The 21,854-nt window shown below is 64.0% G+C and carries 23 protein-coding genes; 19 read left to right on the forward strand and 4 right to left on the reverse strand.

Going from position 1 to position 21,854, the window contains the following annotated elements; genetic code table 11:
• The first annotated feature begins 1 nt into the window (after nt 1).
• The 7 genes from CU669_RS06735 (at nt 2) to CU669_RS06765 (ending at nt 6,015) form a co-directional block, all read left to right on the forward strand.
• Nucleotides 2-2,278, forward strand: coding sequence for a TonB-dependent receptor (locus tag CU669_RS06735; RefSeq protein ID WP_112143072.1), 2,277 nt, complete (start codon nt 2-4; stop codon nt 2,276-2,278).
• A gap of 2 nt (nt 2,279-2,280) precedes the next feature.
• Entirely contained in the window at nt 2,281-2,925 is a 645-nt protein-coding gene (locus CU669_RS06740) for an energy transducer TonB (protein WP_112143073.1), read from the forward strand.
• Between the two features lie 23 nt (nt 2,926-2,948).
• The gene (locus CU669_RS21990) at nt 2,949-3,713 is read left to right on the forward strand and encodes a MotA/TolQ/ExbB proton channel family protein (RefSeq protein WP_112143604.1); all 765 of its coding nucleotides are present in this window, start codon (nt 2,949-2,951) and stop codon (nt 3,711-3,713) included.
• Between the two features lie 3 nt (nt 3,714-3,716).
• A complete protein-coding gene (locus CU669_RS06750; RefSeq protein WP_112143074.1) occupies nt 3,717-4,139 on the forward strand; it encodes an ExbD/TolR family protein in 423 nt (140 codons plus the stop codon).
• A 3-nt stretch (nt 4,140-4,142) separates the two neighbouring features.
• Nucleotides 4,143-4,568 (forward strand): ExbD/TolR family protein, encoded by a 426-nt coding sequence (locus CU669_RS06755; RefSeq protein ID WP_112143075.1) that lies wholly within the window; start codon nt 4,143-4,145, stop codon nt 4,566-4,568.
• A 91-nt stretch (nt 4,569-4,659) separates the two neighbouring features.
• On the forward strand, nt 4,660-5,754 hold the full coding sequence (locus tag CU669_RS06760) for a divergent polysaccharide deacetylase family protein (protein WP_112143076.1): 1,095 nt from the start codon (nt 4,660-4,662) through the stop codon (nt 5,752-5,754).
• A gap of 60 nt (nt 5,755-5,814) precedes the next feature.
• Nucleotides 5,815-6,015, forward strand: coding sequence for a heavy-metal-associated domain-containing protein (locus CU669_RS06765; protein ID WP_112143077.1), 201 nt, complete (start codon nt 5,815-5,817; stop codon nt 6,013-6,015).
• Here the strand turns inward: CU669_RS06765 and CU669_RS06770 are convergent.
• The 3 genes from CU669_RS06770 to CU669_RS06780 form a co-directional block, all read right to left on the reverse strand.
• Nucleotides 6,012-6,560 carry a hypothetical protein gene (locus CU669_RS06770; protein WP_112143606.1) on the reverse strand — a complete coding sequence of 183 codons (549 nt, stop codon included), beginning with the start codon at nt 6,558-6,560 and terminating at the stop codon, nt 6,012-6,014. The two genes, CU669_RS06765 and CU669_RS06770, sit on opposite strands and share 4 nt — an antisense overlap.
• A gap of 223 nt (nt 6,561-6,783) precedes the next feature.
• The gene (gene trpE / locus CU669_RS06775; RefSeq protein WP_112143078.1) at nt 6,784-8,304 is read right to left on the reverse strand and encodes an anthranilate synthase component I; all 1,521 of its coding nucleotides are present in this window, start codon (nt 8,302-8,304) and stop codon (nt 6,784-6,786) included.
• 2 nt (nt 8,305-8,306) lie between these two features.
• Nucleotides 8,307-10,178, reverse strand: a complete 1,872-nt coding sequence (locus CU669_RS06780; RefSeq protein WP_112143079.1) for a SurA N-terminal domain-containing protein — start codon at nt 10,176-10,178, stop codon at nt 8,307-8,309.
• A 247-nt stretch (nt 10,179-10,425) separates the two neighbouring features.
• On the opposite strand from CU669_RS06780, the gene CU669_RS06785 reads away from it, so the two are divergent.
• The 4 genes from CU669_RS06785 (at nt 10,426) to CU669_RS06800 (ending at nt 12,889) form a co-directional block, all read left to right on the forward strand.
• Nucleotides 10,426-10,827, forward strand: coding sequence for a hypothetical protein (locus CU669_RS06785; protein ID WP_112143080.1), 402 nt, complete (start codon nt 10,426-10,428; stop codon nt 10,825-10,827).
• A 29-nt stretch (nt 10,828-10,856) separates the two neighbouring features.
• Nucleotides 10,857-11,087, forward strand: coding sequence for a sulfurtransferase TusA family protein (locus CU669_RS06790; protein ID WP_112143081.1), 231 nt, complete (start codon nt 10,857-10,859; stop codon nt 11,085-11,087).
• 109 nt (nt 11,088-11,196) lie between these two features.
• Nucleotides 11,197-12,336 carry an NAD(P)/FAD-dependent oxidoreductase gene (locus CU669_RS06795; RefSeq protein ID WP_112143082.1) on the forward strand — a complete coding sequence of 380 codons (1,140 nt, stop codon included), beginning with the start codon at nt 11,197-11,199 and terminating at the stop codon, nt 12,334-12,336.
• A gap of 10 nt (nt 12,337-12,346) precedes the next feature.
• Complete coding sequence (locus CU669_RS06800) at nt 12,347-12,889, forward strand: hypothetical protein (protein WP_112143083.1); 543 nt, start codon at nt 12,347-12,349, stop codon at nt 12,887-12,889.
• A 60-nt stretch (nt 12,890-12,949) separates the two neighbouring features.
• Here CU669_RS06800 and CU669_RS06805 read toward each other — a convergent pair whose 3' ends face one another.
• Nucleotides 12,950-13,801: a LysR substrate-binding domain-containing protein gene (locus CU669_RS06805; protein ID WP_112143084.1), complete on the reverse strand. Its 852-nt coding sequence runs from the start codon at nt 13,799-13,801 to the stop codon at nt 12,950-12,952.
• Nucleotides 13,802-13,899: 98 nt separating this feature from the next.
• Here CU669_RS06805 and CU669_RS06810 point away from each other — a divergent pair, with 98 nt between their 5' ends.
• The 8 genes from CU669_RS06810 to CU669_RS06845 all read left to right on the forward strand — a co-directional run bounded on the left by CU669_RS06810 (nt 13,900) and on the right by CU669_RS06845 (nt 21,330).
• Entirely contained in the window at nt 13,900-14,769 is an 870-nt protein-coding gene (locus CU669_RS06810) for an alpha/beta fold hydrolase (RefSeq protein ID WP_161539601.1), read from the forward strand.
• A gap of 81 nt (nt 14,770-14,850) precedes the next feature.
• Nucleotides 14,851-15,609, forward strand: coding sequence for a triose-phosphate isomerase (gene tpiA / locus CU669_RS06815; RefSeq protein ID WP_112143086.1), 759 nt, complete (start codon nt 14,851-14,853; stop codon nt 15,607-15,609).
• A gap of 316 nt (nt 15,610-15,925) precedes the next feature.
• Nucleotides 15,926-16,261, forward strand: coding sequence for a preprotein translocase subunit SecG (secG, locus tag CU669_RS06820; RefSeq protein ID WP_112143087.1), 336 nt, complete (start codon nt 15,926-15,928; stop codon nt 16,259-16,261).
• A gap of 79 nt (nt 16,262-16,340) precedes the next feature.
• Nucleotides 16,341-17,966, forward strand: coding sequence for a CTP synthase (locus CU669_RS06825; protein WP_112143088.1), 1,626 nt, complete (start codon nt 16,341-16,343; stop codon nt 17,964-17,966).
• Nucleotides 17,967-17,974: 8 nt separating this feature from the next.
• Complete coding sequence (gene kdsA / locus CU669_RS06830; protein WP_112143089.1) at nt 17,975-18,826, forward strand: 3-deoxy-8-phosphooctulonate synthase; 852 nt, start codon at nt 17,975-17,977, stop codon at nt 18,824-18,826.
• Nucleotides 18,827-18,859: 33 nt separating this feature from the next.
• Nucleotides 18,860-20,137 carry a phosphopyruvate hydratase gene (gene eno, locus CU669_RS06835; protein WP_112143090.1) on the forward strand — a complete coding sequence of 426 codons (1,278 nt, stop codon included), beginning with the start codon at nt 18,860-18,862 and terminating at the stop codon, nt 20,135-20,137.
• Between the two features lie 151 nt (nt 20,138-20,288).
• Nucleotides 20,289-20,795 (forward strand): TIGR00645 family protein, encoded by a 507-nt coding sequence (locus tag CU669_RS06840; protein ID WP_112143091.1) that lies wholly within the window; start codon nt 20,289-20,291, stop codon nt 20,793-20,795.
• 280 nt (nt 20,796-21,075) lie between these two features.
• The gene (locus CU669_RS06845) at nt 21,076-21,330 is read left to right on the forward strand and encodes an FtsB family cell division protein (RefSeq protein ID WP_239988582.1); all 255 of its coding nucleotides are present in this window, start codon (nt 21,076-21,078) and stop codon (nt 21,328-21,330) included.
• Nucleotides 21,331-21,854: the final 524 nt, after the last annotated feature.

The raw sequence follows: 21,854 nt of genomic DNA on the forward strand, positions 1-21,854 counted from the left end.
CATGATCACCCAACCTCCCCTGATTGCCCGCTTGCGGGCATCGACCGCCGCCTGCGCGCTGCTTTCCATGCTGGCGGTGACTCCAAGCCTCGCCGTCGCCGACGAGGCCGAGCAAATGCTGCCCGACATGGTGGTGCGCGACAGCGCCAGTCCGCTGGAAAAGTACAAGCTGCCCAACACCACCGTCGGCGTCACGGCGGAACGGCTGGCCGATACCGTCAACGTCATGGATACCGAGGACGCGGTCAAATACATGCCGAGCCTCGGCGTGCGCAAGCGCAACAACGGCGATACCCAGTCCATCCTGATGACGCGGACTTGGGGCTACAGTTCCAGCGCCCGCACCCTGGTCTTCGCCGATGACGTGCTGATCTCGGCCTTGATCGCCAATGACAATTCCCGTGGCGGTCCCCGCTGGGGGATGGTGGCGCCAGAGGAAATCGAGCGGGTCGATATGGTCTATGGCCCCTTCGCCGCCCAGCATCCCGGCAATGCCATGGGCGGCGTGCTGCAGATCGCCACCCGCATGCCCGACAAGTTGGAAGCCAGCTTCAAGCAGACCGAATCATTGCAGCCGTTCTCGCTTTACAATACGCGGGATCTCTATCGCACCGACCAGACCAGTGCCACGATCGGCAATCGGCTCGGCAATTTCTCGTTCTTCCTTAGCGGCAATACCGCCCACAGCCAAAGCCAACCTCTGACCATGATCACCAACGGGTCGAGCACGACGCCCACCGGTGCCGTCAGCGGCACCATCGTCGCCAAGAACAAATCCGGCGCCCCCGCCAATGTGGTGGGCGTCGGCGGTTTGTTGCAGACCGAGATGGACACGCTGAAGGCCAAGATGGCCTATGACTTCACCCCGGAGCTTCGGGCGGCCTATACATTCGGCTTTTGGCAGAATAACGGCCGTTCGCGGGTGGAGTCCTATCTGAAGGATTCAAACGGTGTTTCGACACTGGGCAATGTCTCCGGTTTTGCGTCTTCCAACTATAAGCTGGAACAGGCCCAGACCTCGCACGCGCTCTCGCTGAAGTCGGACACCAAGGGCTTCTGGGATTTCGACGCGGTGGCGACCCATGTCCAATACGACCATGATCGTCAAGCCGCGCCGTCGACGGTGGTGGGAAACACTTTTTCAGACCGAGGGCAGTCCACGCATATGGACGGCACCAATTGGTCGACGGTGGATCTCAAGGGTATCTGGCGGCCCGAGGGCAAGGGCGGCGACCACGAGGTCAGCTTCGGCGCCCATTACGACCGCTATATTCTCGTCGCCACGGTCTACGGCCTGCGCAACTGGAACTCGGAAAACAATGTCACCGGCAAGCTGTCCGACGGTCGCGGCAACACCCAGACCTCGGCGGGTTGGGTGCAGGAGTCCTGGGCCTTCGCGCCTGGATTCCGGGCGACATTGGGCGGCCGCTACGAGTCCTGGACCGCATTCGACGGCTACAACGCCACCACCAATGGGCTCAGCAGCATTCAGCCAGGCCGCGATGCCACCGCGTTTTCGCCAAAGGGTTCGCTGTCGTGGGAATTCGTGCCGCAATGGTCTGTGACCGGCTCGGTCGGCCGCGCCACCCGCTTTCCCACGGTTTCGGAATTGTATTTCGTGGCTGGGTCCGGAACCAGCCAGGTCATTCCGAATTCGGTTCTCCGCCCCGAACGGGAGACCAGCTATGAACTGGCCCTCGAAGGCGGTGTCGGCGACGGCAAGGTCCGATTGTCCTTCTTCCAAGAGGACGTGGCCAAGGCCATCATTGCGCAGAATTCCTTCCTCAACGGTGTTTCCACCTCTTATAACCAGAACGTGGACCAGATACGGAATCGCGGCTTCGAACTGGCGGCCGAGCAGCGCAATCTGGTGTTCGACGGCTTCGACCTTCAGGGCAGCTTCACCTATCTGGACGCCAAGATCATTCGCGACCCCACCTGGAGCGGCGGTACCCAAGTGGTGGGCAAGCGGGTGCCCAACATCCCCGATATGAAAGCCACCATGGTCGCCACCTATCGCCCCACCGAGGAATGGGCGTTGACCGGCGCCGCCCGTTATCAGGGCAAGATGACCACGACCTTGGACAACACCGATTATGTCGGCCATGTCTACGGCGCCTTCGACCGCTTCTTCGTGATGGATGTGCGGGCCCGCTACAAGCATAATGAAAACCTTGAAGGCGCCATCGGCATCGACAATGTCAATAACGCCAAGTACTGGGAATACCACCCCTTCCCGCAGCGGACATTCATCGCCGAAATGAAGATGAAGCTCTAGCCATGTATCAGGCCCGGCATCAGCGGTCATCGTCGCGCATCACCGGTCTGGCGATGGTGGTCTTGCTGCATGCCGGGGTGGTCTACGCCCTGGTCAACGGGCTGGGGCACAAGGTGGTCGAGGTGCTGCGCCAGCCGCTCGAGACCAAGATCATCGTCGAGATCAAGCCACCGGCGCCGCCCAAGGTGGAGCCGCCGCCGCCGCCGCCGCCAAAGGCCGCGCCGCCGCCCAAGCCTGCCTATGTTCCACCGCCTGAAATCCGCGTGGCCCAGCCGGTGCAGAACGCCATTACGGCGGTGACCGAGATCAAGCCGACGGAACCTGAACCGGTGGTCGTCGCACCGGCCCGGCCAGCGGTGGAAGGGGTTCGCTCCGCCGCCGCCTTGGACGCTTCTCGTACCTGCCGTCCGCCGCAATACCCGGCGGTCTCGCGTCGCAACGGGGAAAGCGGGGCGGTGACCCTGAAATTCCTCATCGACGTGGATGGATCGGTGCTCGACAGCAGCGTCGATGCCTCCAGCGGCTATTCCAGGCTGGACGAAGCGGCCGTCCAGGCCCTGTCGCTGTGCCAGTTCAGGCCCGGAACCGTGGACGGCAGGCCCGAGCGGTCCTGGGCCCGCATGCGCTATGTCTGGAAGCTGAATTGAGTTTCAAACCCGGAGAAATCACCATGTCGCTTCTCACTCGCCTGGCCGTCGCGGCGACCATGACGTCCTTCGTCGGCGCCCGAGCCTGGGCCAACCATGTGGGCGACGCGGCCCCGGTCGCCAAGCAGATCGTGGACAATCCCTATGGCCTCGATGCGTTGTGGGCCCAGGGCGACATCGTGTCGCGTTCGACCCTGATCATCCTGGTCATCATGTCCATGGCCACCTGGTACATCCTGATCACCAAGCTGTTGGAGCAAGTCCGGCTGATGCGGGCGGCCAAGGCGGCAGGGGGTGGATTCTGGAAAGCCGATTCCGTCGCGGCGGGCGTCGCCGCTCTGAAGGAGGACAGCCCGTTCCGCTTCATCGCCACCACCGGCATCGATTCGGCGCGCCATCACGAAGGCTCGCTGACCGAGAAGATCGACCTGCACACCTGGGTGACCATGTCCATCCAGCGCGCCGTGGACGAGATTGTCGGCGATCTCCAGGGCGGGCTGGCGGTATTGGCGACCATCGGTTCCACCGCGCCCTTCGTTGGGCTGTTCGGCACCGTCTGGGGTATCTACCACGCCCTGACCGCCATTGGCATCGCGGGCCAGGCGGCCATCGACAAGGTGGCGGGACCAGTGGGCGAGGCCCTGATCATGACCGCCCTGGGTCTGGCCGTGGCGGTGCCTGCGGTGCTGGGCTACAACCTGCTGGTCCGCCGCAACAAGCTGGCGGCCGACAAGGTGCGCGCCTTCGGTTCCGACCTCCATGCGGTGCTGCTGGCGGGTAGGGCCTGAGCCATGGCGTTCAATGCCCCTCGGGACGACGACGAGATGATGGCGACCATCAACACCACGCCCTTGGTGGACGTGATGCTGGTGCTGCTGATCATCTTCCTGATCACCATTCCGGTGGTGACCCATACGGTGCCCATCGATCTGCCGCGCGAGACCAACCAGCCGACCCAGACCGAGCCGCGGAACGTCACCGTCGCCATCGACCGGCAGGGCGAGGTCTATTGGAACCAAGAGCGGGTTCGGGACGGTCACGATCTTTTGGAGCGGGCGCGAGCCGCCGCCGCCCTGACGCCGCAGCCCGAGATCCATGTGCGGGGTGATCAGGAGGCGCGCTACGAGCCGGTGGGCCGGGTGGTCGCGGCCCTTCAGCGCGCCGGAATCGTCAAGCTGGGATTCATCACCCAGCCGCCGGATCGGGGAGGCTGAGCCATGTCCATCAATCTCGGATCGGGCAAGGATGAGCCGGAGGTGATGATCGACATCAACACCACGCCGCTGATCGACGTGATGCTGGTGCTGTTGATCATGTTGATCATCACCATTCCAATCCAGACCCATGCGGTGAAGCTGAATCTGCCCAACGGTCCGCCGCCGGTGGCCGATCAGCTGCCGATGGTCATGCGCATCGACGTCAATGCCGACGGCGTCATCCAATGGAACGGCGCGGCCTTGGCCGGGCGCGAGGATTTGGAGGCCCGTCTGCGCGAGGTGGCGGCCATGGCCGATCAGCCGGAATTGCACCTGCGCCCGCACAAGGACGCCGCCTACCGGCATGTGGCCATGGTTCTGGCCGAGGCGCAGCATCTGGGCCTGACCAAGATCGGCATCATCGGCGCCGAGCAGTTCGCGGAGTGAATCTTTGCGCCCGGCCCAGACCAGGGTTATAACCCGCCGGGATTGACCCGATCAGTGGGAGTGCCGCGTGGGGCGCAAGGATGTCAGGCGAATGCTGATGGGGCACAAGACGCCCCTGTGGGAACGCCCCTGGGTGCTGATTTCGCTCATGGTCGGTGTTCTGGTGGTGGGCGTCGGCCTCGGCGTCACCGTCGGCCGCTGGTCGGGCAAGGCGCCGCCTCCCGCCGCGCCCGCCCGCGTGGAACAGGCTCCCGCGCCGGTCATCGCGGCCGAGGCGCCCCCCGAGCGCCCGATTCGCGACGAGGAGCCCGACGATGCCCGCCCCCTGATCCAGCCGCCGCCGCCACGCCCGGACCCCGGTTCCACCGAGGCGCTGGAATTGGGCCACGCATCCGAAGTGGTGGTGGTGACCCGGCCGACGACGCCTGTGCCGCCGCCCTCGGCCAAATTGCCGCCCGCGGGCGCGGCGGTTTGGCTGCGCAACGCGGTGCCTTCGCCCAAGGTGAACGGGCGTCCCATGATCGCCGTCATCATCGACGATCTGGGGGTGGATCGCCGCCGCAGCGAGCGGGTGAACGCGCTGAAGGCCCCGTTGACCCTGTCCTACATGACCTATGCCGATGATCTGGCGCGTCAGACCGCCGACGCGCGTTCGCACGGCCATGAACTGATGGTTCACGTCCCCATGCAGCCGCAAAGCCCCACCTATGATCCCGGCCCCGAAGTGCTGGAAGTGGATCAGTCGCCCGACGAGATCCGCCGCCGTCTGGATTGGGGGCTGTCGCGCTTCGACGGCTATGTGGCGATCAACAATCATATGGGCAGCCGCTTTACCTCCGAGGCGGCGGGTATGCGAGTGGTCATGGCGGAACTGCGCCGCCGAGGTCTGGCCTTCATCGATTCGGTGACCTCGGAAAAGACGGTGGGCGGCGAGTTGGCTCGCCAGTTCGGCGTGCCCTTCGCGACCCGCCATGTCTTTCTCGACAACGATCTGGGCGTCATCCATGTGCGGGCGCAACTGGCCAAGACCGAGGCCTATGCCCGCAAGCACGGCTTCGCCATCGCCATCGGCCATCCCCATGACGGCACCATCGAGGCGCTGTCGGGTTGGATCGGCGGTCTGGAGGCCAAGGGTTTCGTCCTGGTTCCGGTCTCCGCGATCATCAAATCGTCGCCCAACGGCTAGCTTGACCTTCCCCTGGTGGGAAGGTTCAAGATGCTCTCGTCACTCAAAGGGAGGATTGAAATGTCTGCGACCTATCGTGTTACCGGCATGACCTGCGGCGGTTGCGCCCGCTCGGTGGAATCGGCCATCAAGGCGGTGTCGGCCGATGCCAAGGTGGTGATCGATCTCGGGAAGGCGGCGGTGACCGTCGATGGCGCCACCGAGGCCCAGGTCAAGCAGGCGGTGGACGAAGCCGGTTTCGGTTTCGAGGGGAAGGCTTAGGTCTCTTCCATCCGGGCACTTTTGCGCAAAAGGTGAAGGCTGTCTTCCAGCGTGTCCATCTGGTGGTCCAGCCACCCACGCCCAAGCATGCCGCTCAGGGGCCAAGCGCCGCATCGGGTCGAGCGCGACGCGATTTCACATTCATAGGCGACGATCAGGGCTTGGATCTGGCGTTGGCGTGACGGTTTCGGCAACAGGTCGAGAAAGGCCATCTTCAACCTGACGCCCACTTGGCCAAAGGCGCTGAGGGGCGCGTGCACCGGGCGGGCCAGCAATTGAGCAAGGCAAAACCGACCCGGTGGGGTCAGCATGATGCGGCCGTCTTGCTCGTCGAGAAAGCCGCCTTTCGCCATCTCATCGACATTGTCGGCGATGACCTCGAAGACCGGTTGCCAAAGGCAGCCAGCAAGGGATTCCACGGCCGAGGCGATGGAGTCCAGGGTGATCGGCCCACGCTCGGCCGCGCCCAGGGCCGCCAGCCAGATGTAGTCCGATGCGGTGAGCGGCGTGCCGGAGCGCAAGGTCTGATGATCGACGAAGCCCATGATCCCCTCCATATGCAAATAAGAATTAATCGCAACTTGTCACAAGGCGTCCGCCAAGGCAAGACCTTTTGCGCGATGAAATCGCATCGACCTTTCAGGGGGGAACGCCGCTCTGGCCCATGGCGTTCGGCCGATGAAACGACTCTTATGGAATGCGGGCGAGACGCCCGCGCTCCAAACAGCGCGCCACTCTCGGAGCGCGGGCGTCTCGCCCGCATTCGCGCTACTGCTTGCTCAGGGTGTAGTCGATGGCGTCCTCGGCGGCGCGGACCAGGGCGCGGGCCTTGTTCATGCATTCCTCATGCTCGGACAGCGGTACCGAATCGGCGACGATTCCGGCGCCCGCCTGGACATACATGGTGCCGTCCTTGATCAAGGTGGTCCGGAGCGCGATGCAGGTGTCCATGTTGCCGTTGCCGTCGAAATAGCCGATGGCCCCGGCATAGAACGAGCGGCGCTCGGTCTCCAACTCGTCGATGATCTCCATGGCGCGGATCTTGGGAGCGCCCGAGGTGGTTCCGGCCGGGAAGCCCGCCATCAGCGCGTCCATGGCGTCGCAGCCCTGTCGAATCTGGCCTTCCACGTTGGAGACGATATGCATGACGTGGGAGTAGTACTCGACGCCCATCTTCTTGGTGACCTTGACTGAGCCGATGGAGGCGACGCGGCCCACATCGTTGCGGCCCAGGTCCAGCAGCATAAGATGTTCGGCCAGTTCCTTGGGATCAGCCAGCAGATCGGCGGCCAGCTCCTCGTCCTCGCCCGGTGTCTTGCCGCGACGGCGGGTACCGGCGATGGGGCGGATGGTGACCTTGTCGTCCCGGAGGCGGACGAGGATTTCCGGGCTGGAGCCCACCAACTGGAACTCGCCGAAATCCAGGAAGAACAGGAAGGGGCTGGGGTTCAGGCGGCGCAGCGAGCGGTAGAGCGAGAACGGCGGCAGCTTGAACGGCACCGCCAGGCGCTGGGACAGCACCACCTGGAAGATGTCGCCCGCCGCGATGTAGTCCTGTGCCTTCTCCACCATGGCGCAGTAATGCTCGGGCGAGACGCCGGGCACCGGGATCGGCTGGTGATCGTCGCGGCTTCCGCCCACATAGGCGTTGGGAAGGGGTGATTCCAGGGTCTCGACCACGTGGTCAAGGCGCTCCATGGCCAGATCCCAGGCGGCCTGGGCATCCATGCCCTGGCGCGGCCAGATGGAGGCGACGGCGGTCAGGGTGCCGTTGACGTTGTCGAACACCGCCATGATGGTGGGGCGCATGAAGATGCCGTCGGGCACCTTGATGGGATCGGGATTGTCGTCGGGCAGGGTTTCCACCAGCCGGACCATGTCATAGCTCATATAACCGATCAGGCCTGCCGACATGGGAGGCAGATGGGCTGGAGCGTCGATGGCGCATTCAGCCACCAGGGCGCGCAGGCTGTCCAGCGCCCCCGACGCCTCGGCGACCGGGCAGGGGACGAAGGCGCCCGTCTTGGAGCGGGCATTGCGGTTGATCCAGGCCTTGTCGCCCTCGCACTTCCAGATCAGATCGGGCTTCATGCCCAGGATGGAATAGCGGCCGCGCACGGCACCGCCTTCCACCGATTCCAGCAAGAAGGCGTTGGGCTGCCCGTTGGCCAGCTTGAGGAAGGCGGAAACCGGGGTCTCCAGATCGGCAACCAAAATCCGCCACACCACCTGGGCCTTGCCCGACTCATAGGCGGAGGCAAAGGCGGAAAAGTCGGGTTGCGGACTCATGGCTATTCTTCGCGGGTCAACTGGGGACGGTCCACCTTGACCCCGAAAGTGACGTTCAGGGCCGCGATGTACTGATCGGTGATATCTCCGGCCACCGCTTGGGAGACACGGCGGCGGGCGGCCTCGGTGACGGCCTGGTTGGCTTTGGGATCGAATTGGACGATCTTGGCCAGCCTTGCCACCAACGTGCCGGCCTGCAAGGTTCCGAGCGCCACGCCGCCGGTCTGGGCGCGGAACAATTCGGCGGCCAGCGGCGGCGGCAAGATGGTGCCCTCGGTGCTCTCGCGCGAGAAGGGCTTGGAGGTCTCCACCTTCAAACCGGCCGCCTGGGCGACGGCGGTCATGCTGTCCCCGGCGCGCAGGCGTTCGACCAGCTTATCCGCCTTGGCGCGGGCCTGCTCGTGGCGACGTTCCGCCTGCCAATTGGCCTGAACCTCGGCCTTGATATCGGCCAGCGGGCGCGGCGCGGGCGCGGTGACGCCATCGACCCGCAACAGGAAGTAGCCGTTGTTGGGAACCTCGGTCAGCGGGCTTTCCGTGCTCTGATCGGTGTGGAAGGCCACGTCAAGGAACTGATCCGATTTGGGCAGATCGGCCACCGGCTTGCCGTTGATGCCGCGTCCCTGGGCATCGACCACCGGGAATTTGGTCAGCTTCAGGTTGAAGCGCTGGGCGGCCTCTTCCAGGCTGGCGCCGCCGCCCAGGGCGTCTTCCACCTTGTTGGCAAGCTCGGAGAGTCCGTCCAGCGCCCTTTCGCGGCGCAGATCCTGTTCGAGCTGTCCCTTGACCTCGGTCCAGGGGCGCAGGCGGCCGGGCTGAATTTGATCGACCTTGACCACATGCCAGCCCAACTCAGTCTTGATGGGCTGGCTGGTGGCACCGGCGGGCAGCCGGTAGACCGCCTCGGCGAGGCCGTCGGGCAGATCGCGCTTTTCCACGCTTCCCAGGTCGATGATCTGGCTGTCCAGCGCCTTGGCGATGGCGTCCAGCCCCTGACCGGCGGTCACCATGTCGGCGGCCTTGGCCACGGCGGACTGGCTTTCCAGCACGATCTGGGTCACATGACGGCGTTCGGGCGTGTTGAACTCCTCCTGCCGCTGTTGATAGGCCTCGCGGACCATCATTTCGTCGACCTCGACCCCGCCGGACACATCGGCGGGACGCAGCAGCAGCACCGTCAAGGCCCGGTATTCCGGCGCCATGAAGCGAGCGGTGTTGTCCTTGTAATAGGCATCGAGAACCGCCGGTTCCGGCGCGGCGGGCAGCGGCACGGAATCGTCGCGGACGATCATGGTCTCGGCGATCCGGCGCTCTTCGCGCCAGAGCAGCAGCGGATCGACCATGGCGGTCGGCGCGGCGATTCCCGCCGCCACGCTTTCGGCCATCTGGTTGCGGATCATGCCGACCCGCTCCGAGCGCATGAAGCTGTCCTCGGAATAGCCGACCCGGCTGAGCCGACTGCGGAAGGTGTCGCGGTCGAACTGACCCGAGGCATTGCGGAAGGCGGGATTGGACGCGATGCGGCGCAAGATGGTCTCGTCATTGGCGGCAAGGCCCAGCGAGCGGCCCGCCTCGTCGACCAGGGTCCGGGCGATCAGCGAATCGATGGTGCGGTCCATGATGCCCATCTTGCGGGCTTCCTCGGCGGTGAGCTTGCCGCCGAACAGCGGCTGCAGGCGCTCCACCTCTCGTTTGAACTCGGTCACGACCTCGCCCGCCGAGATGGCGGTCTTGCCCACCTCGATGGCCGGGCCGCGTCCGCCGCCGCCGCGGATGACGTCGCCGACGCCCCAGGCCACGAAGCTGAGGGTCAGGAGGGCAAACAGCAGCTTGACCACCCAGGTCTTGGAGGCTTTGCGAAATACGTCCAGCATCGGATTCGACGGAGTCCCGGAGAAAAAGGTAGCGGAGCGGCGCTCCCCCCTGGGGGCCACTCTGCAAGGCAGCGGGCATCATAAGGGGGGGGGAGGGGGGCCGCAACACGGAAGTGTCACGGCCTTGGTCGAAGAGGTGACGAAATCCTCTTGCGGGCGAACCTCACAAAATGCGTATATAATGAAAATCGAAGGTAAGCCGGTCGTCATTTAAGAGCCGGTCCTCAAACCAAACCCGGGGGAGTCCATGTCCGTCAAGCCGCTCTACATCATGCTGTGCTCGGGCGAGCACGAGAAAGTCCAGTTGGCCGCCATGATCGCCTCGGTGGCCGCCGTCTCCGACCGTCCGGTCGAGGTCTTCGTCACCATGAACGCGCTGCTGCCGTTCGAGCGCGGCCTAAGCGCCGAACAGCGCTATCAGGGCGGTCATTTCCACGAGCTGTTCATGACCAAGAACGTGCCCGACGCCATCGAGCTGTTCAGCCAGGGCAAGATGCTGGGCGAGATGAAGATGTGGGCCTGCTCCCTGGTGCTCGATCTGAAGCACTGGGACTGCGATACTCATCTCGCCGAGGATCTGTTCGACGGCCCCATGGGGCTGGCCAAGTTCCTGGCCGACGCCGAATCCGGCGAACTCATCTCCATCTGACCCAACGACCTGCAAGAAGGATCTCTACCATGGCCGAACGCCAGAAGATCGACGCCCGCGGAGCATTCTGCCCAGGGCCGCTGATGGAACTGATCGCCGCCCTGAAGCTCGCCGCCGTCGGCGACGAGGTGGATCTCTGGTCGTCGGACAAGGGCTCCGCTTCCGATATTCCCGCCTGGTGCGCCAAGGTCGGCCATGCCGTGGTCGAGTCCAGCGAGCACGACGGCTATTGGAGCGTGGTGGTGCGCAAGGCCAAGTAGGGTTAGAGTTAGCTTCCGCAATTCAGGGGACGCCTCGCGGCGTCCCTTAAGGCCGCACAGACGGCCGTTTTCAATACGACCAAATCATTGCTTCCGAGGGAGGGAGTTCATGTCCAAGACCATTTTGATCGTTGGTGGCGGTCTGTCCGGCACCATCGTCGCCAACGGCCTGTGCCGTCAGATGGGTGGCGAGTTGCGTTCCGGCGCTCTCAACATCACCATGCTGGGTACCACCGAGACCCATATGTATCAGCCCGGCCTGCTTTACGTGCCGTTCGGCCGCATGCGCGAGGCGGAGCTGTTCCGCGACCAGCGCAAGGTGCTGGACAAGCGGGTCAACTTCTTCGTCGATCCCGCCAAGCATATCGACGTGGAGAAGAATCAGGTCACCACCGAGGCGGGCCGCACCTTCAAATACGACTATCTGGTGCTGGCGTCCGGCTCGCGCATCATGCCGCAGAACATTCCCGGCATGAAGGAAGGCGGCCATTGGTTCTACGATCTGGACGGCGCCCGCAAGCTGCGCGACGCTCTGAACGACTTCCAGGGCGGCAAGATCATCATCAACGTCAACGCCCCCCACAAATGCCCGGTGGCGCCGCTGGAAGCCGCCTTCATGCTGCAGGAATTCCTCAAGGGCAAGGGCCTGTGGGAGAAGACCGAGCTGACCTATACCTATCCCATCGGCCGCCTCCACGCGCTGGAGCCGGTGGCCCATTGGGCCAAGCCGGAATTCGACCGCCTCGGCATCAAATACGAGACCTTCTTCAATACGGAAAGCGTCGATCCGGAAAAGAAGACCATCACCTCCATGGAAGGCAGCACGCTGCCCTATGACCTGCTGATCACCATTCCGCCCCATCAGGGCGCCCAGGTGATCGACGATTCGGGCTTGGGTAAGGGCGGCTGGGTGCCGACCAACACCAAGACCCTGTATCGCGAGGGATCGACCAATGTCTTCGTGGTCGGCGACACCACCAATATCCCCATCTCCAAGGCTGGCTCCACCGCCCATTTCGAGGCCGACGTCACCATCGACAATCTGGTGTCGCTCTGCCAGGAAAACCGCTTCGCCCGCGAATACGACGGCAAGGTGTTCTGCTTCGTGGAAACCGGTTTGGGTTCGGGCACCTATGTGTGGTTCAACTACACCACGCCGCCCAATCCCGGCCCGCCGTCGCAGATGATCCACTGGTTCAAGCTGGCCTATAACCGGTTGTACTGGCTGTCGGCTCGCGGCCTGCTGTAGGGAGGGCGTCATGACCGATATCCCGAAGATCGACATCCCCAAGGTGGATGAAATGGCGCGTCTGGCCCAGGGCGTCCGCGACGCCCTGTCCGACAGCATGGTCGAGCGCGTCACCGCCACCGCCGGCAATGCCCTGGAGGTGGTGGACAAGCTGAACGACCCGGACGTCAAGGACGGGATCATGACCCTGCTTGACGCCTTGGGCACCCTGCATCGGACCGGGGCCTTGCAAACCCTGATCGACGCCATGTTCATGATTCACGCCATGCGCTCGGCGGCCACCGATTCCATGGTGGACCGGGCCTTCGCCTTCATCGAGCACATGGCCAACAACCTAGGGACCGAGGATCTGGCCACCCTGGCGCACGAAGCCAAGGGCGCCATGGAGGACGCCATCGACTCCTGCAACATCCCCGGCGGCGGCGGCGGCCTCATGGGCACCGTGCGCATGCTGTCGCAGAAGGAGACCCAGGAAGCCCTGCGCTTCATGCTGTCCTTCTCGTGCTCGCTCAAGAAACGGGCGGTCTATCTGGCCAAGTCGCCGCAGGTCTGAAGACGGTGCTCGTACCAAGACGTTGGGGCGGAACCGGCAGCGGTTCCGCCCTTTTCGATGCTACAGGCCCAGCCCGCGGCTGATATGCTCGGACAGGAAGCGGGCGGCGGGCCCGGCGGTGGGCGCGAAGGCGACCGCCACCTCGACGTCGCTCAGCGGCGGCAAGGCGGATCCGCCGACGTCCATCACATCGCCGTCCAGACAGGTTTTCGGCAAGACGCCAAGCCCGAGACCGGCGACGATGGCGGCACGGACACCTTCGGCCGAGGGGGAGGTGAAGGCGATGCGCCAGCGCAGCCCGGCGTCTTCCAGCGCCGTCAATGCCGCCCGGCGGTAGGCGCAGGACTCGGGGAACAGAACCAGCGGAATCGGCTGATCGAGGTCCGGGCTGGCGGCGCGGTTGCCGACCCAGCGCAACTGCTGGCGCGCCACCGCATCCCCTTCGCCCGTCGCCGCCTCCCGCTTGAAGAAGGCCACGTCCAGACCGCCGTCGCGAAGTTTGGCCCGCAAGACGTCGGATACGTCCGAGACCACGTCCAATTCCACCCCGCCATGGGCGGCCTGGAAACGGCGCAGCAGATCGGGAAAGTCCATGTCGAGGAAATCGGCCGGGACTCCCAGCCGAACCCGCCCGGTCACCGCCGAAGCCGTCATGGCCCGCCACGCCGATTCATTGAGATCCACCATGCGCCGGGCGAAGGGCAACAAGGTGCGGCCGTCCTCGGTCAGCCCGTCCACCCGCCCTTGGCGTCGCAGCAGCAGGGCCTTGCCCAGCACGCGTTCCAGCCGCGCCAGTTGCAGGCTGACGCCCGACTGGGTGCGGCCGACGCGGGTGGCGGCCTTGGAAAAGCTCATGGTCTCCACCACCGCCACGAAGGCCCGTAATCCGTCGATATCCAGCGAATGGGTCATGAAATTACGATAGTATATTATGATGCGCCTGAAAACTCGTTTTGCTTATGATTGAGGCTTGGTCATGCTGGCCCGGTGATTTTCCCATGGAGGCCGTCATGACCAGTCCCATTCTCAGCCGCCGCGCCCTCTTGACCGCCGGATCGGTCCTCACCGTCGCCGCCTGCGCCGGACCCATGGTCGGCGGCGCCGATGGATTGGGCCATGCGCGGCGGGGCAGGGGAGCCGAGCCGGTGGTGGTGCTGCACGAATGGCTGGGCGATCACGTCAATTACGACCCGGTGCTGCCCTATCTGTCGGAGGATCGCTACACCTACACCTTCGCCGATCTGCGCGGATACGGCTGGTCCAAGGGGATGGCGGGGCAATATTCGGTCAAGGAAGCCGCCGCCGACGTGCTGGCGCTGATGGATCGCTATGGCCATGCCCGTTTCCATGTGGTGGGCCATTCCATGTCGGGCATGATCGCCCAGTATCTTGCCCTTATCGCCCGCGAGCGGGTCATCAGCGTGGTGGCCATTTCGCCGGTCCCCGCTTCGGGATTCAAGACCGACGAAGCGGGGTTGAAGCGTCTGATCGCGGTGATCGACGACGACGCGGCCGCCCGGGCGGCCATGGAGGCGCGCACCGCCAAGCGCTACGAGGCGGCCTGGCTGGACCGCAAGTTGGGCATCGCCCGCCAGGCGGCGACGCGGGACTCCATGCTGGGCTATCTCGGCATGTTCACCGGCACCGACTTCTCCGCCGAGGCCAAGGGCCTGCCCACGCCGCTGACCGCCATCGTGGGCGAGCACGACATTCCGCTCTATCGCGAGGACTCGGTGCGCAAGCTGTTCGCGCCGCTTTACCCCAATTTCGCCGTCTCGGCGGATCGCGAGGCCGGGCACTACGCCATGCTGGAAACGCCGGTCCTGCTGGCCGCCCTGGTGGAACGCGCCCTGGCCAACCCGCCCGGCGGCAAGGGATAATCGCGCATTTCGCCTGGAATCGGTTCCGCCCCGCTTGTTCTGATGGTATATGGGCGTCGGACTTTCGGGAGGAGCATCCACATGACCACGCGTCGCAAACTGATCGCCGGCAATTGGAAGATGAACGGGCTGAAGGCCGACGGCCTGGCGCTGGCCAGGGGCATCGTCGACAAGCTGAAGACCGCTCCCGCTCCCGCCTGTGATCTGCTGGTCTGTCCTCCCACCTCGCTGGTGGCCCTGGTGGCCGAGGCGGTGGGCGGTTCCGCCCTGGCGGTGGGCGGCCAGGATTGCCACGCCAAGGCCAGTGGCGCCCATACCGGCGATACCGCCGCCGTGGCCCTGGCCGATCTCGGCTGTGCCTATGTCATCGTCGGCCATTCCGAGCGCCGCACCGACCACGCCGAGACCGACGCGGTGGTCAAGGCCAAAGCCGAGGCCGCCCTGGCCGCCGGGATGATCGCCATCGTCTGCATCGGCGAGACCCTGGCCCAACGCGACGCCGGTCAGACCATCGAGATCAACCGGTCGCAGCTGCGGGGCTCGCTGCCCGAGGGCTCCAACGCCACCAACACCGTCATCGCCTACGAGCCGGTCTGGGCCATCGGCACCGGCCGGGTGGCGACCCCCGCCCAGGCACAGGAGGTTCACGCCGCCATCCGGGCAGAACTGGTCCAGAAACTGGGTGCCGATACCGCCGGTCGCATGCGCATCCTCTACGGCGGTTCCATGAAGCCGGACAACGCCAAGGAACTGCTGGCGCTGCCCGACGTCGACGGCGGCCTGATCGGCGGCGCCGCCCTCAAGGTGGCCGATTTCTGGGCCATTGCCGAGAGTTGTTGATCCCTGCGGGCGGGACGCCCGCGCTCCAAAGACCGGTTCGGGCGGGACGCCCGCGCTCCAAAGACCAGTTCGGGCGAGACGCCCGCGCTCCCTGAAATCGAGTCCCGTTCGGAACGTTCCGCCCCGGATCATTTACATGGAGCGCGGGCGTCTCGCCCGCATTCTTTCGGCGGCAGAGGGAATTACCGGCGGCGGCAACTTTGCACTAGCCAACCTCCGCCGTCGGGTCTAAAAACGCCCCAACATTCTTTCATCGCCCGGCTGCGGTTCCGATAGGGACGCGCATTCGGGCGGCCAATTTTCCGGTGGTTGCGCCATGGACGTCTTTCCGATCATTCTCGCCATTCATCTCATCGTCGCCATCTCGCTGGTGGGTGTGATCCTGCTGCAGCGGAGCGAGGGCGGGGCGCTGGGAATCGGTGGCAGCGCCGGTGGCGGATTGATGAGCGGCCGCGCCGCTGGCAATCTGCTGACGCGGACCACCGCCATCCTGGCCGGAACCTTCTTCGTCACCAGCCTGTCGCTGTCGCTGTTGGCCAATTCGCGCTCGGGCGGCGGTTCCGCCTTTGATAAGATCAACGACGTGGCTCCGGTGGCGGCTCCCGCCGCTCCGGCCGCGCCGGCCGAGCCCAGCGCGCCGCTGGCGCGCTAGGAATCGGCACGAATGGGGGGAGGCCGTCCCTGATGGGCGGCATCCGCGTGGGGAACCAGGAATCAAGGGCTAAGGCCAGATGACGCGCTTCATCTTCATCACCGGCGGCGTGGTTTCTTCCTTGGGCAAGGGGCTGGCGTCGGCGGCGCTGGGTGCTTTGTTGCAGGCGCGCGGCTTCAAGGTCCGCCTGCGCAAGCTGGACCCCTATCTCAACGTCGATCCGGGCACCATGAGCCCCTATCAGCACGGCGAGGTCTATGTCACCGACGACGGCGCCGAGACCGATCTGGATCTGGGCCATTACGAGCGCTTTACCGGCGTGGCGTCGCGCAAGAGCGACAACATCACCACCGGGCGGATCTATTCCAACGTGATCGCCAAGGAGCGGCGCGGCGACTATCTGGGCGCCACCGTGCAGGTGATCCCGCACGTCACCGACGCCATCAAGGAATTCATCAAGAGCGATCTCACCGACGAGGATTTCTGTCTGTGCGAGATCGGCGGCACCGTCGGCGACATCGAAAGCTTGCCCTTCCTGGAAGCCATTCGCCAGTTGGGCAACGAGTTGGGCCGCCAGAAGGTGATGTTCGTGCATCTGACCCTGGTGCCCTATATCCCGTCCGCCGGTGAGTTGAAGACCAAGCCGACCCAGCATTCGGTCAAGGAACTGCTGAGCGTCGGCATCCAGCCCGACATGCTGATGTGCCGTTGCGACCGGGAAATCCCCGAAGGCGAACGCCGCAAGATCGCCCTGTTCTGCAACGTGGCCTCCGACGCCGTCATCGCCGCCCTGGACGTGGACAGCATCTATCAGGTGCCCATCAGCTATCACGAACAGGGCATGGATGGTGTGGTGTGCCGCCATTTCGGTCTCGATGCCCCGGCGCCGTCGCTCAAGCGCTGGAGCACCATCGTCGACCGTATCCGCCAGCCCGAGGGCGAGGTCACCATCGCGGTGGTGGGCAAGTATACCAGCCTGCTGGACAGCTATAAGTCGCTGGCCGAGGCGCTGCATCACGGCGGCATCGCCAACAACGTCAAGGTCCGTCTCAACTGGATCGACAGCCAGATCTTCGAGCAGGGCGACGTGGTCCAGCATCTGGAACCCTGCCACGGCATCCTGGTGCCCGGCGGCTTCGGCGAGCGCGGCGCCTTCGGCAAGGTGGAAGCGGTGCGTTTCGCCCGCGAGCGCGGGGTGCCCTATTTCGGCATCTGCTTCGGCATGCAGATGGCGGTGATCGAGGCGGCGCGCAATCTGGCCGGGATCAAGGACGCCAGCTCAACCGAATTCGGTCCCTGCGACAACGCGGTGGTCGGCCTGATGACCGAATGGATGCGCGGCAACAGCCTGGAAAAGCGCACCTCCTCCGGTGATCTCGGCGGCTCCATGCGCCTCGGCGCCTATGACTGCGACCTCAAACAGGGCTCTCGGGTGCGCGAGATCTATGGCGTCGGCCACATCAGCGAACGTCACCGCCATCGCTTCGAGGTCAATCTGGAATACAAGGGCGCCCTGGAAAAGACCGGCATGTCGTTTTCCGGCATGTCGCCCGACGGCGTGCTGCCCGAGATCGTCGAATTCCCCGCCCATCCGTGGTTCGTGGGCGTCCAGTTCCATCCCGAACTGAAGTCCAAGCCGTTCGAGCCACATCCGCTGTTCACCAGCTTCATCGCTGCCGCGGTCCGTCAATCCCGTCTGGTGTGAGGTCTTCCATGACCGCCAACCGTCATCATGTCGCCGTCCATCCGGACATCGTTCTCGGCAACGATCTGCCCCTGGTGCTCATCGCCGGGCCGTGCCAGATGGAAAGCCGCCAGCACGCCCTGGAATGCGCCACCGCGCTGAAGGAGATGGCGACGGCGGCCGGGATTGGGCTGATCTACAAGTCGTCCTTCGACAAGGCCAATCGCACCTCGCTGGCGGGCAAGCGCGGCATCGGGCTGGAAAAGGCGCTGCCCATCTTCGCCGAGATCCGCCAGGCCCTGGGCATTCCGGTGCTCAGCGACGTCCATACCGAGGAACAATGCGTCGCCGTCGCCGAGGCGGTGGACGTGCTGCAAATCCCCGCCTTCCTGTGTCGCCAGACCGACCTTCTGGTCGCCGCCGGGCGCACCGGGGCGGTCATCAACGTCAAGAAGGGCCAGTTCCTGGCGCCGTGGGACATGGCCAACGTGGCCTCCAAGATCGAGAGTACCGGCAATTCGCGCATCCTGCTGACCGAGCGCGGCGCCTCTTTCGGCTATAACAATCTGGTCACCGACATGCGCGCCCTGCCCATCATGGCCCAGACCGGCTGGCCGGTGATCATGGACGCCACCCATGCGGTGCAGGCGCCGGGCGGCCAAGGGAATTCCTCGGGTGGTGATCGCCGCATGGCGCCGGTTCTCGCCCGCGCCGCCGTTTCCATCGGCGTTGCCGGTGTCTTCGTGGAAACCCATCCCGACCCCGACAAGGCGCCGTCGGACGGCCCCAACATGATCCGGCTGGCCGACATGCCCGCCCTGATCGAGGTGCTGATGAAGATCGACGCCACCGCCAAGTGCTATCCCATCTCCATTGACTGATCCTTCTTCGTTTCCGCCCAGGGGAGAGTTCCGATGACCGCCATTATCGATATCCACGCCCGCGAAATCCTTGATTCCCGTGGCAATCCCACCGTCGAAGTGGACGTGGTGCTGGAGACCGGCGCCTATGGCCGCGCCGCCGTGCCGTCCGGCGCCTCCACCGGCGTCCACGAGGCCTGCGAACTGCGCGATGGCGACAAGGGCCGCTATCTCGGCAAGGGCGTCCAGAAGGCGGTGGATTCGGTCAACGGCGAGATCTACGACGCCCTGTCCGGCATGGACGTGGAAGATCAGGTGGTGATCGACAAGACCATGATCGACCTGGACGGCACCCCCAACAAGTCGCGCCTGGGCGCCAACGCCATCCTGGGCGTCTCGCTGGCCGCCGCCAAGGCCGCCGCCGAGGAAGCCGGGCTGCCGCTCTACCGCTATGTGGGCGGCGCTTTCGCCTCCATCCTGCCGGTGCCCATGATGAACATCATCAATGGCGGCGCCCATGCCGACAATCCCATCGACATCCAGGAATTCATGATCATGCCGGTGGGCGCGCCCACCTGCGCCGACGCCATCCGCATGGGCGCCGAGGTGTTCCATGCCCTGAAGAAGACCCTGAAGGACGCCGGTCACAACACCAATGTGGGCGACGAGGGCGGCTTCGCCCCCAACCTGAAGAGCGCCGAGATGGCGCTGGACTTCATCATGAAGTCCATCGAGACCGCCGGTTTCAAGCCGGGCGAGGATATCATGCTGGCCCTGGACGCCGCTTCGTCCGAGTTCTTCAAGGGCGGCAAGTACGTGATGGAAGGCGCCAAGAAGACCTTCGACCAGAAGGGCCTGGTGAAGTTCTACACCAAGCTGGTGAACGCGTACCCCATCATCTCCATCGAGGACGGCTGTGCCGAGGACGACCTGGAGGGCTGGGCCCTGCTGACCGAGGCGCTGGGGGCCAAGGTGCAGATCGTCGGCGACGATCTGTTCGTCACCAATCCCAACCGCCTGTCCATGGGCATCGACCAGGGCCTGGCCAATTCCATCCTGGTCAAGGTCAACCAGATCGGCACCTTGACCGAGACCCTGGAAGCCGTCGACATGGCCCATAAGGCGGGCTACACCGCCGTCATGAGCCACCGTTCGGGCGAGACCGAGGATTCCACCATCGCCGACCTCGCCGTCGCCACCAATTGCGGCCAGATCAAGACCGGCTCGCTGTCGCGTTCCGATCGCATCGCCAAGTACAACCAGTTAATCCGCATCGAGGAACAGCTGGGCGCGGGCGCCCGCTATGCCGGAAAGGCCATCATGCGCCGGTAGCATCCATGCTTCCTCCGTCCCCTTGATGGGGCGGGGTGACCATCAAAGAGAAGGGGGCGGCTATTCCGCCCCCTTTTTCATTTTTGCTGGACGTGATTTTGGGCGCGAGTGAGACTTCTTGCAGGATACCTCTAGGAGTGGATCGTCGGCCATGGTGGAAAGAACGCTGGAGAAGGTGATCTTCGCAAGCCGCTGGTTGCTGGCGCCGTTCTATCTCGGCCTGATCGGCGCCGTAATCATGCTTCTGATCAAGTTCATGCAGGAGTTCCTGCACGTGCTTCCGCATGTTCTGGAGATGAACGAGAACCAGACCATCTTGATGATGCTGTCCTTCATTGACCTTTCCCTTGCGGGAAATCTTTTGATGATCGTGATCTTCTCGGGCTACGAAAGTTTTGTTTCGAAGATCGATACCGGTGACAGCGAGGATCGTCCGGATTGGCTGGGAAAGGTTGATTTCAGCGCACTCAAAATCAAGCTGATCGCCTCGATCGTCGCTATTTCAGGGATCCACCTCCTCAAGGCCTTCATGGATCTTGAAAAGCAGAGCAAGGAAGATCTTGGCTGGATGGTCGGAATCTACATGGCGTTTGTTGTTTCCGGTGTCCTGCTGGCCTGGATGGATCGCCTGCACAATCAGTCCCATGGGGGGCATTGAGGGGGGCGTCTGATATTCTGCGGCCTGGGGGCTACCGCCTGTTAAAGTCCCAACACCCATGTTCACATAACGTTCACAGTGAAATTGTGAGGTTCCTCACACAAGTCACCGAATTGTGAGTCATTTCTGCAACAGTGATGACTCATGAACCAAAAAAGTGAATCTCTGGTGTCTTGACATATTGACGGCGGGAATCGGGGTGTGATTCCATCCGCTCATGTTACAAGAACTTCGCCGCCGCTGTGGTCATTTTGCTGGTCCGTTGATCGGGCTTTGTGCCGTGACCTATTTCGCTTATCACACTGTCGAGGGTGATCGCGGCGTGCTGGCCTATGTCCGGCTCAATAATGAAATCCTGGAAGCCGAGATGCGGCTGGCCAAGATTTCATCCGAGCGTCAGGAGATGGAGCATCGGGTGCTGCTGCTGCGGCCCGATCATCTGGATCCCGATATGCTGGAAGAGCGGGCGCGCATCATGCTCAATATGGGCCGTGATGGCGAAGTGGTCGTGTTCGACCGCAAGCGCGCCTTGTAGTCAGCGAAAGCCCGCATTCGATCCCCCATAAGGTCTTTACCCGATTGCCCGAAATAGGGGTGATGATACCTTCTGATTGATCGATAACTTGCGGTGGTGTTCGGTGAACCGGGACGCGAATTGCTTGCCCACGCGAATTCGTTCGGTGTTGTCTGCCATCAACGGCGGTGATTTTTCCGTCGTGGGGCGGCTGGTCGGCGATTCGGAGGGGTGCCGTCATCGCGATATCTGCGATGTGCAAGACGCCTGCCTACGGATCCATCGCGCTTTTCTTCCCCTGGTGCCGAAGTCGTAATTTCATCGGCTCTCCCCTTTCCATATTCAGCGTGACGCCCCACATCTGTTGGGGCCTTTGGCGTTGTGCCGGGCGTCGTTTGCTCGGGCGGTGCTAAAGCACGGTCTAATGTTGCAGTGCGGTATTCGCTCGCAATTAACTAGTTGGCGATTAATTACCGCGAGTGCGTTGCAGCACAACGGTTTTATTGTGAAAATCAGCTTGCAAAATAGGGAAGGGTGGTTTACCT

It is taken from the genome of Paramagnetospirillum kuznetsovii (assembly GCF_003284725.1).
GTDB classification, from domain to species: domain Bacteria; phylum Pseudomonadota; class Alphaproteobacteria; order Rhodospirillales; family Magnetospirillaceae; genus Phaeospirillum; species Phaeospirillum kuznetsovii.